Genomic DNA, 5,188 nt, shown 5'->3' with positions numbered 1-5,188 from the left:
TGTTGGTCTGTGTCTAATGCCGTAAAAGCGGTAGTCATTTCCGGATGGACATTTGAAATAGCAGTTGTCACAATAGTGTCCTAAATTCATCTTCTCTAGGATACTCACAATCTTATTTGTGTCATACCTACTTTCGGAAGAGATGACGATCGGTCAAAAGACAGATAGATTTTGTTGATATTTATGCTTTGATAATTAGACGATAACAAATAAGCATCGAAATCGAAAAAATATTATTTTGTGGGAGTCTATCCGCAGATCGTGAATGAATTTACTACTATCGATTTAGAGTTATTAGTTAATATTGACGGGATTGAAGAACCCACTGTTGCTGCATATTTTGCTCGGCTCAATCGTGGTGAATTTATGGCTACTGCTGAGTTATTTGCAGATCTAGGTCAGTTAGCTCCGCCGTTTGAAAAACCGATCGTGGGTAGAGGCGCGATCTCTACATATTTAGAAACAGAAGCACAAGGGATGATTTTTTGTCCCGAATCTGGAGCGTTGCTGCTCAGAGACAACGATCTGGCGCAATATCATATTCAAGGCAAAGTAAAAACTAGTTACTTCACCATTAATGTGAGCTGGCTGATACAGCTCAATCTAGACAAAGAAATTTTGCTGGTAGAAGTCAAGCTGTTAGCAGCATTAGAAGAACTATTGAAATTTAGTAAATAAATTAACCGATTTACTGCCAGTGATGATCAACTTTTGAAACTAAGTAAGTAGATTACAAGCGGCGATCGCGTTCCATATCGTACAGGATTTTTTCCCAATACCATTGCTCCGTTCGATCGGGATTGTTGCGACGGGCAGTGGCGAGTAAGCGTTCGACACGCTCCATATCATGTCCAGCCAGAACGATCGTCCGCCGCCGCGTATCGGGATCGACAGTGGCTTTGCGCTGCCACTCACCAAAAATTTCGTCGGCACGCGATTTAGTTGAAAATTTTTCTAGGGCACAATATAGCAATACCACGCCGATAATTACCACCAGAACTGTCAATCCGATACTCATATCTCGATCGCCAATAGACTACGATCGATATATTCACGCCTCAGCAGGACAAAACCGGACAAAAATTAAACAACAGGATTATTGACAAGATGTGTAAAATTTGGATGCTGCAAACCGCCGCGCCACATGATAACGCCGTCTTCGCCAGTGTCTTGATAGTACTTCTTGCGGCGACCGACAGTTTGAAACCCAAATCGTTCGTATAGATCGATCGCACCCTGATTAGAAGCGCGGACTTCTAATGTCGCTCGCGCCATCTCGATCGATCGAGCTTTGTCTAGCAAAGCACCGAGTAATAATTTTCCCAGTCCCTGGCGTTGGTACTGAGGATGGACGCCAAGCAAGGTAATATGCGCCTCATCTAAAATCGCCCAGAAGCAGCCGAAACCAATGATACCAGATGTCTCTGGCTCTAACGTTTTATCGATCGACACGCCCAGAAAATGACTATTTTCATTAGTCATCTCACGTCGATAACTATCGATCGACCACAATCCCCCAAAGCATAAGCGATCGAGGATGACGATCGAATCAATTTCATCTACAGATATTGGCTGAACTGTTGTTAGATCTAAACCCACTTAGTATTTCTGAATTAGTGACGGGGAGACGGGGAGACTAGTTGAGCCATTACCCCTAAAACCTAAGACCTAAAGCCTAGAGCCTAAAGCCTAAAATCTATCCCAACCCAAACGCCTGATGAACGGTTTTGAGTGCATCGATGCCTTGAGATCGAGCGACGACACAACTAACTTTGATATCAGATGTCGAAATCATCTGAATATTAATCCCCGCCGCTGCTAAAGCATTAAACATTTTGGCCGCAACACCAGGATTGCTAATCATCCCGGCACCGACGATGCTGACTTTGGAGATCGATTCATCGACAACCACACCACCACAGCCCAGTTTAGTGACGGCAGCTTCGAGGACGCGTTTGGCATCGGCGGCATCATTTTGGGCGATCGTGCAGGCAATATCGCGCGTAGCAACACCAGCGATGACACGAGTGCGTTGGGACTGAATAATGGCATCCATACTAATATTTTGCCTTGCTAAGATCCCAAATAACTCGGCAGCCATACCAGGTCGATCGGGTACTTGCAGTATAGCTAATCTCGCCCGATCGAGGTCGAGGGCGACGCCGCGTACCGATGGGGCTGGCACTCTGGGAGCATTATTCTCATTTGCCGAGGTAGAGATCTCAAACTGCTTGCATAGTGCCGATATCGCCCGATCGCAATCAGCACTCGCGATCGTACAACTGACTTTGATTTCGGACGTCGAAATCATTTGGATATTAACCCCAGCATCGGCGAGAGTTTTGAACATCTGGGCGGCGACTCCCGGTCTGCCGATCATCCCCGCACCAGCGATGCTAACTTGGGCAATATTGTCTGCTACCAGGATGCGATCGTGGCTGGGGACAAAGTTGTCATGAAGGACGGGTGAGATCGCTTCAGCGACCGCCTGGGCGCGACCGATCGCCTGTTTGTGAACGGTAAAGGCAATGTCATTGGTATTGCCTTCGTGAATCGATTGGACGATTAGATCGACATCGACTTGTTCGCGCGCTAATGCGCCAAATAATTGGCCAGCAATGCCCGCTCGATCTGGTACTTGTAAGATCGCAATCTTGGCGCGATCGGTTGTAAAACCGACAGCATCGACCGATCTGGCGATTTCCAAACCCGTCAGGGGTCGTGGTGGCGGTACTGGCGAGACTACCCAAGTCCCAGGATCGTCCGTCCAGCTCGATCGGACAACTAACGGTACGCCATAATTTTTGGCAATTTCCACCGCGCGGGGATGCAATACTTTCGCGCCCAGGCTGGCGAGTTCGAGCATTTCATCGGCAGTAATTTCGGTCAGGAGTTTGGCTTCTGGGACGATCCGAGGATCGGTAGTCAAAATCCCAGGTACATCGGTATAAATCTCACAGGCACTAGCTTTGAGCGCAGCCGCCAGCGCGACAGCGGAGGTATCCGAACCGCCTCTACCCAAAGTGGTAATATCGCGATCTCCAGTGGCACTCACGCCCTGAAACCCAGCTACCACAACGACTTTACCTTCTTGGAGATGCCGCTTGACCCGATCGGGGGCGATTTCCAAAATCCGCGCGCGGGTATGTTCAGCTTCAGTCTCGATCCCGACTTGCGCGCCAGTGAGGGAGATGGCGGGTTGTCCGAGTTCTTGGATGGCAATACTCAGTAAAGCGATCGTTACTTGTTCGCCCGTCGCTAGTAGCACATCCATTTCGCGACGAGATGGCTGACTGGATAATTCGTGCGCTAGCTTTACCAATCCATCAGTGGTTTTGCCCATCGCCGAAACGACGACGACTAAATCGTTACCAGCTTTGACCGTATCCACCACCCGCCGCGCGACTGCTTGAATCCGCTCTGCTGAACCAACCGATGTTCCCCCATATTTTTGGACGATTAATGCCATCTCTCTACTAATATTCCTTGTTTACATTTTGCTTGTGAATTTTTGGAGAGCAGGGAATCGATCTTCACTAATTCCCAACTCCCATCCGGTGGTACAGCAACTCCCAATCGAGTCTAATCTACTCGATCGACTGCCAATTCCGAAAGATGGTAATTTTCCTGCGGCTTAACGATCTTTGCCAACGCTGCGGACATCAAACCTTTAAACAAGGGATGAGGCAAACTCGGCGTAGATTGAAATTCGGGGTGAAATTGGGTAGCGATAAAGAAGGGATGGGATGGCAATTCGATAATTTCCACCAGGCGAGTATCTGGAGATGTGCCGCTAATTAGATAACCACTATTGAGGAACTGAGTGCGATAGGCATTATTAAACTCATAGCGATGGCGATGACGTTCGTAGATCGCCGTTTGTTGATAGAGCTGGTGCGCGAGACTGTGCTCTTCCAAGCGACAGGCATATAAACCCAACCGCATCGTGCCACCGAGATCGACGACATCTTTTTGTTCTGGTAATAAGTCAATGATCGGATTGGGCGTCTCCGGCTCAAATTCCGAACTATGAGCACCGTCGAGTTTAACCACATTCCGCGCCCATTCGATCGTCGCCGCTTGCATCCCCAAACACAATCCGAGGAAGGGGATCTGGTGTTCGCGGGCGTACTGAATGGCTGCTATTTTACCTTCTACACCGCGAATGCCAAACCCACCAGGAACGACAATGCCTTGGACGTCTGCCAGGTATTTAGCCGCACCATGGCATTCGAGATCTTCCGAATTTACCCAGACAACTTCTAGTTTTGCACCATTGGCGATCGCGCCATGCTTGAGGGCTTCAACTACCGAGAGATAGGCATCACCAAGTTGAGTATACTTACCAACCAGCGCGATTTTGACTTCCTGGGTAGACGTCTGCATTCGATCGACCAAGTTTTGCCACTGGGTGAGATCGGGTGTCCGCTGTTCGAGCTGGAGTAAATCGATAACTTGCGTTGCCAATCCTTCCCGTTCCATAATCAACGGCACTTCATAGATACTGCTAGCATCTGGTGCATTAATTACCGATTCGACTGGGACATCGCAAAATTCCGAGAGCTTTTCTTTAATGCCTTGCGGTAAAGGTTGAATACTCCGACACACCAAAATATCTGGCTGAATCCCGATCGATCTCAATTCCTTAACTGAATGTTGTGTCGGCTTAGTTTTCATCTCACCCGCCGTCGAAATCCACGGTACGAGCGCGACATGTAGATACACTACATTCCGTCTGCCTACTCCCTTCCGAAATTGCCGAATTGCTTCGAGAAATGGCAATGATTCGATATCGCCAACGGTGCCGCCGATTTCGGTAATCACCACATCGGGGTTAGTATCTTTCGCCACTCGATCGATCCGATCTTTGATCTCGTTGGTAATATGGGGAATGACTTGCACTGTGCCGCCATTATAGTCGCCCCGCCGCTCTTTATTAATGACTGCTTGATAAATCGAACCAGTGGTGACGCTATTGAGCCGTGACATCGATGTATCCGTAAATCGCTCGTAGTGTCCCAAGTCTAAGTCTGTCTCCGCACCATCTTTAGTAACGAACACTTCCCCATGCTGGTAAGGACTCATGGTGCCAGGATCGACATTGATATAAGGATCGAGTTTGAGGATCGAGACTGAATAGTTGCGCGATTTGAGCAATCGCCCCAAGCTGGCGGCAACAATGCCCTTG

5 protein-coding genes are annotated in these 5,188 nt (G+C 48.4%); 1 reads left to right on the top strand and 4 read right to left on the bottom strand.

Going from position 1 to position 5,188, the window contains the following annotated elements; translation table 11 throughout:
* The first annotated feature begins 261 nt into the window (after window positions 1–261).
* Complete coding sequence (locus tag RMO27_RS00155; protein WP_309727876.1) at window positions 262–678, top strand: nuclear transport factor 2 family protein; 417 nt, start codon at window positions 262–264, stop codon at window positions 676–678.
* A 52-nt stretch (window positions 679–730) separates the two neighbouring features.
* On the opposite strand, the gene RMO27_RS00150 is transcribed toward RMO27_RS00155, so the two are convergent.
* The 4 genes from RMO27_RS00150 to RMO27_RS00135 form a co-directional block, all read right to left on the bottom strand.
* On the bottom strand, window positions 731–1,018 hold the full coding sequence (locus RMO27_RS00150; RefSeq protein ID WP_309727875.1) for a hypothetical protein: 288 nt from the start codon (window positions 1,016–1,018) through the stop codon (window positions 731–733).
* Window positions 1,019–1,083: 65 nt separating this feature from the next.
* Entirely contained in the window at window positions 1,084–1,599 is a 516-nt protein-coding gene (gene rimI, locus RMO27_RS00145) for a ribosomal protein S18-alanine N-acetyltransferase (protein ID WP_309727872.1), read from the bottom strand.
* 97 nt (window positions 1,600–1,696) lie between these two features.
* On the bottom strand, window positions 1,697–3,469 hold the full coding sequence (locus tag RMO27_RS00140; RefSeq protein ID WP_309727870.1) for an aspartate kinase: 1,773 nt from the start codon (window positions 3,467–3,469) through the stop codon (window positions 1,697–1,699).
* 113 nt (window positions 3,470–3,582) lie between these two features.
* Window positions 3,583–5,188, bottom strand: a 1,606-nt coding sequence (locus tag RMO27_RS00135; protein ID WP_309727868.1) for a CTP synthase, incomplete at its 5' end; no start/stop codon positions are given.

Origin of the sequence: Chamaesiphon sp. OTE_75_metabat_556, assembly GCF_031378165.1 — a bacterium.
Classification (GTDB): domain Bacteria; phylum Cyanobacteriota; class Cyanobacteriia; order Cyanobacteriales; family Chamaesiphonaceae; genus Chamaesiphon.
The sequence above is the reverse complement of the archived record's forward strand: the minus strand, read 5'-3'. Positions and strand labels throughout refer to the sequence as shown.